The organism is Kosmotoga sp. (assembly GCF_982836095.1).
On record NZ_CEYIHJ010000142.1, the window covers coordinates 1 to 5,027 of the forward strand.

The 5,027-nt window shown below is 42.5% G+C and carries 6 protein-coding genes; all 6 read right to left on the reverse strand.

The window, feature by feature from the left end; all coding sequences use genetic code 11:
* Window positions 1–1,298: ATP-binding protein (locus tag AC3LHT_RS08760; RefSeq protein WP_488662614.1), on the reverse strand; the 1,298-nt coding region annotated here is incomplete at its 3' end.
* A 14-nt stretch (window positions 1,299–1,312) separates the two neighbouring features.
* The gene (locus AC3LHT_RS08765) at window positions 1,313–1,609 is read right to left on the reverse strand and encodes a DciA family protein (protein ID WP_290645577.1); all 297 of its coding nucleotides are present in this window, start codon (window positions 1,607–1,609) and stop codon (window positions 1,313–1,315) included.
* Window positions 1,606–2,445 carry an aminotransferase class IV gene (locus AC3LHT_RS08770; protein WP_488662615.1) on the reverse strand — a complete coding sequence of 280 codons (840 nt, stop codon included), beginning with the start codon at window positions 2,443–2,445 and terminating at the stop codon, window positions 1,606–1,608. The genes AC3LHT_RS08765 and AC3LHT_RS08770 overlap by 4 nt, the downstream gene beginning before the upstream one ends.
* Window positions 2,411–3,706 carry a tRNA (N(6)-L-threonylcarbamoyladenosine(37)-C(2))-methylthiotransferase MtaB gene (gene mtaB / locus AC3LHT_RS08775; RefSeq protein WP_488662616.1) on the reverse strand — a complete coding sequence of 432 codons (1,296 nt, stop codon included), beginning with the start codon at window positions 3,704–3,706 and terminating at the stop codon, window positions 2,411–2,413. Before mtaB ends, AC3LHT_RS08770 begins: the two co-directional genes overlap by 35 nt.
* Window positions 3,703–4,158 (reverse strand): CBS domain-containing protein, encoded by a 456-nt coding sequence (locus AC3LHT_RS08780; protein WP_290645583.1) that lies wholly within the window; start codon window positions 4,156–4,158, stop codon window positions 3,703–3,705. The genes mtaB and AC3LHT_RS08780 overlap by 4 nt, the downstream gene beginning before the upstream one ends.
* 4 nt (window positions 4,159–4,162) lie before the next feature.
* Window positions 4,163–5,027: 1-phosphofructokinase family hexose kinase (locus AC3LHT_RS08785; RefSeq protein WP_488662617.1), on the reverse strand; the 865-nt coding region annotated here is incomplete at its 5' end.

Consider the following 5,027-nt stretch of genomic DNA (forward strand, 5'->3'; position numbering starts at 1 on the left):
TGTTTTGCCGAGCCTCCAGCTGAATCGCCTTCAACTATGAATAGTTCGGTGTTGTCAAGATCCTGGGAGATACAGTCTGCCAGTTTACCGGGAAGTGTCGTATTTTCAAGGGCGTTCTTCCGCCTTACCATTTCACGGGCTTTTTTCGCAGCCAATCTCGCTCTGGCAGCATCAACTGCCTTAGAGATGATGGCTTTCACTTCTTTCTGATTGTACTCGAAAACCTCAGACAGTTTGTCCCTGAGCACTTTGATAACAGCTTCATAGGCTTCTTCATTTCCAAGCTTTGCTTTGGTCTGGCCTTCAAATTGAGGTTCCCGGATAAAAATGCTCAAGACAGCAGTTAGACCTTCTCTGACATCTTCGCCCTGAAGATTAGGGTCCTTTTCCTTTAGTATGTTGAACTTTTTGGCATAGTCGTTAACGAGTTTGGTCATAATCGTTTTAAAGCCTGTGAGATGAGTCCCACCTTCCACAGTCTTTATGTTGTTGACAAAGGTTAATATGTGTTCCTCAAAAGATGTGGTGTACTGCAAAGCGAGCTGTACTTTTATATCGTTATATTCCCCTTCAACATAGTAAGGCTGCTTGTTGACTGCTGTTTTCTTCTTGTTCATGAATCTCACAAACTCTGATATGCCACCTTCATAATGAAACACACGCTTTTCGGAAATTCTCTTATCCTCAAAGATTATCCTCACTCTTGGATTCAAAAAGGCAAGTTCCCTCAGTCGGGATTCAAGAATGTCAAAATCGAAGTCAGTGGTTGTGAAAACAAGCCTATCAGGTTTGAACCATGTTTCGGTTCCTTTTTTATCGGTTCTTCCAATTATTTCCACAGGTGTAACGGCTATTCCCCTCTCATAACGCTGTCGATAAATCTCGCCTTCTCTATGCACCTTCACTTCAAGCCATTCTGAAAGCGCATTCACAACGGAAACACCGACACCATGCAAACCTCCGCTTATTTTATAGCTATCCTTTGAAAACTTACCCCCGGCGTGAAGTGTTGTCATCACCACTTCAAGCGCGCTGGTACCAGTATCCGGATGAACGTCCACTGGAATGCCTCTTCCGTTGTCGCACACCCTCACAGTACCGTCTTCAAAGATAGTAACCTCTATTTGATCACAAAAGCCTGCTACGACTTCATCAATACTGTTATCAACGACTTCATATACCAGATGATGGAGTCCTGCTTTTCCGGTTGAACCGATATACATACCGGGCCTTTTCCTTACAGGATCCAACCCCTTGAGTATTTTTATACTCTCAGCATTATAACCTTTTTCGGGCATTCGTACACCTCCAACTATTTCTTTGGTATGAATTTTATGCGGTTGATTAGCTTCAAACCAAGATGTTTGTTCAGCTTGCTCATTATTGCGGTTTTCTTTATCGAAAGCTCATGGATCCAGACGCCGTCATCAGCGCCAACAATGAGCGTTCCATCAGAATAATCAACTATTCTGGAATGTTGCGAAACAATGGGTCCCACAATATCAACCCAATCGTTCTTAAGCCTTAGGATCTTTATTTTTCTTAGAAGAGGATTGGTTCTTGAAAGCTCATCAAAGACATCGGATAAAAGCCTGTAATTCTTCTTCAAAGTTTTATCCCCTTCCAGTTATCCTCCCGGGTCATTACATATCCTTCGAAGTTATCCATCAAAATTCTGGTATAACCATCTGGAAACTCTTCAATCAACACTTTGTTTTCCAATCGTCTCACGGGAACAATACCAGCGCTCGTATGTGTCAAAAATAATTCATCCGCCACAAAGAGTTCCCATGCCATGACGCTTCTGACCTCCACTTTCATTTCAAGGGCACGTGCCAAATTCAGGACATTCTCACGTGTTATTCCTGGCAAAATTCCCGAAGCCTCGTGAGGAGTGATCAAAGTTTCCTCTTTTACCAGAAAAACATTTGTGAAAGAGCCTTCGCAAACCTCTCCCTTTTCATTTAGAAGGAGAAGGTCGTAATATTCGCCCAGCTTGGTTCTGGTGAGAAAGCTCCAGGGAGCGCCTATCAATTTTATTTTCCCCGGGATTATGTATTCCGATGGCCTGTGAAAGGGGGATATTCCCACCTTCACTCCCAACTCGTAGATGTCTTTTGACATCACCGGAAGTTCTTCATAAAGAAGCAATAGGTTCTGCCCGGCAAGTACAAGCCTTATTCTCAGCTCGTTATTAGTTTTGTTCTTTTCTATTCCTTCCATAACAAGTGAAACCAGCATGTCAAAATCAGGGACAGCCTTTTCAACTCCCATATACTCTGCAGAATGCAGAAGCCTGTCATAATGCTTATTTAAGGCAAATGGGAGTCTGTTATACGTTCTAACAACTTCATAAAGAAAAAGGCCTTTTATGAACCATTCGGATTTGACATTGACCAAGGAATCCTCGTCAGGTAACCATCGATCTACAATGAAATTCTGCACTGGAAAAAGCCCCCGTTTCAGAAATTTCCAACGTTTTTACTCTAACAAAGTCCTTTGGTAAACAGCCAGGTATTTTGTGCTGGATAAAATATTCATCGTAACCGAAACTGTATTCTCCATCGCATCTCTCAATGAGGACTTCGCTTTCTTTGCCAAGCTGTTTCTTGAGATAATCCCTCGAACTTTTTTCAGCTACCTTTTTCAAGATTAAAGCGCGTTCCTTCTTGATATGCCCGGGTATTTGGTGCGTCATGTGTGCCGCTTCAGTGCCGGGTCTGGGAGAAAACCTGAATATATGAATCTTTAAAAACTCGAGTTCACGAATGAATTCCAGGGTTTCTTTGAAATCTTCCTCTGTTTCACCGGGAAATCCCACAATAACATCTGTGGTAAAAGAAAACAACGGGTTGATTTTTCGAAAAGCGTTGACAATTGATTTGTACTCACTTCTTGTATAGCCTCTTCTCATCAATTTTAACACTCTATCCGAACCGCTTTGAAGCGATAAATGAACATGTTGCGCGATTTTCTCGGAGTTTTCAGCTATCAGCTGAATCAGCTCCGGACTGATCAACCTGGGATCAAGAGAACTGAGCCTTATACGCCAGCTGCCATCCTCTGAAAGCAGCCTCTTTAACAGCTTTACCAGCGTTGAATCGCTATCGTAGCCGTAATAACCGATATTAATACCCGTCAACACAATCTCTTTGAAACCGGCTTTTAAAAGGCCAAGAAACTCATCAGCCACGAGCTCTAAAGGTTTGCTTTCGATCTTTGAGCCCCGGGCAAGCCTTATACGGCAATAGGCACATCTATTCAAACAACCATCTTCTATCCCAATGTATGCCCTTGTTCTCCCTTCAGGGCTGGTATGTACGCTGAAAAATGTATTATCCGATGCTTCTGCTTTCGCTGGTTCGCTTTTACCCGAGAACCGCAAGATTTCCTCTTTTATGTTTCTCTTTTGCTTTACGCCCAAAACAAGATCAAAACCCAACTCTTTCAATTCATTCGGACTTGTCTCAGAATAACATCCCACTACCGTAAAAATGCTCTCTGGAGATCTCCTTTTCAATCTGCGATAAAGCTGTCTGAGCTTCCGCTCCGCCTCAGCGGTAACCGTACAGGAATTTATGATGTATATATCCGCATTATCGTCATCGAAAGCAACCAAAAACGCATCGCTAAGCTTTTCTGCCATACCCTGTGACTCATACTGATTCAATTTGCAGCCAAGAGTGAAAATGGATACTTTTTTCATCTGCTGTTGATCTTTCCTTCCAGCGCTACGTGAATTAGGTTTATCCTCGTGAAGATACCGACGAGCTGATGCTCATCATCCACCACGGGAATTGCTTTGAGTCTTTTTTTGATTAACAGATCGGCGGCGTGTATCGCCGTATCCTCTGGGTGAACTACTATGGGAGGGGTTACCATAAATTTTGAAACTGGCTCATCCTTTATTTCACCAATTTTCCTCACAAATTGATGTGTATCGGGTATAAAAGATGCACTTTGCAACAGCGAAAAGTAACTTGGAAGAGCGTTATTAATTATATCACTTTCGCTGATAAAGCCAACTACTCTGAAATGTTCATCAACAACAGGAAATCCTGATCTATTCTTTCTTATGCAGGAAACGATAAACTCTTCCACGGTTTCGTTTTCAAAAATGGCGGATACATCCTTTATCATTGCATTTTTGACTTTCATTGAATCACCTCAATCTGCTCAGTTCGAAAGACTCGGTGCACATTTCAACGTCTTCGATTGAAATAAACTCTTTTCCAATGAATTTCGTTTCGGCTATGGCAGCTGCCATTCCCCACTTTGCGGCTTCAAGAAGATCCTTTCTGTTTTTCAGAAGCCTATACACAACACCAGCAACAAAACTATCGCCAGTTCCAAGAAGATGCGACCGCTCGATATGTTCCTTTGCTTTTAGCAACCAAACTCCTTCAGATGTAGCAACGACATCGCCTTCGATTTCATAGGAAAGAATCGCCATTTTACTTCCCATTTTAACGGTCTCTTCTGCCGCTTTTACATAGTCCTCTAAGCTTTTCAGCGTTTCGCCCATATACTCCTTTTTACTTCTGAGATCAGGCTTTACAACGGTTAACAGGCCATTCTTTACAGCCAGTTCAAAGTGATCTCCGGTAGATTCAGAAATAACCATCTTCCCGGAATCCTTTGCCTTTTTTACGAGCTCCATGCAATAATCCGCTGGCACTCCGGGAGGAATGCTTCCAGAAAACACCATGCATTCCGCCCTTTTGAGCGAGATATCGAATCTTCTCATGAATTGTTTCAGTGATTTTTCGTCTATATTTGGGCCAAGAGAATTTATTTCCGTTATCGTGTCATTGGAAGGGTCGATTATCGCCAAATTTTCACGTGTTTCTTCATCGACAAAGACAAAATTCGTGGTTACCAAATCGCTCAGCATTCTCAGCTTTTGCTCGACTATTGAACCTATAAAACCTCCCAAAAAACCCATGGCAATGCTCGGAAGGCCCAAGCCAGAAAGAATCAGAGAAACGTTTATTCCTTTTCCGCCGGGTTCCATAACGGAGTATTTC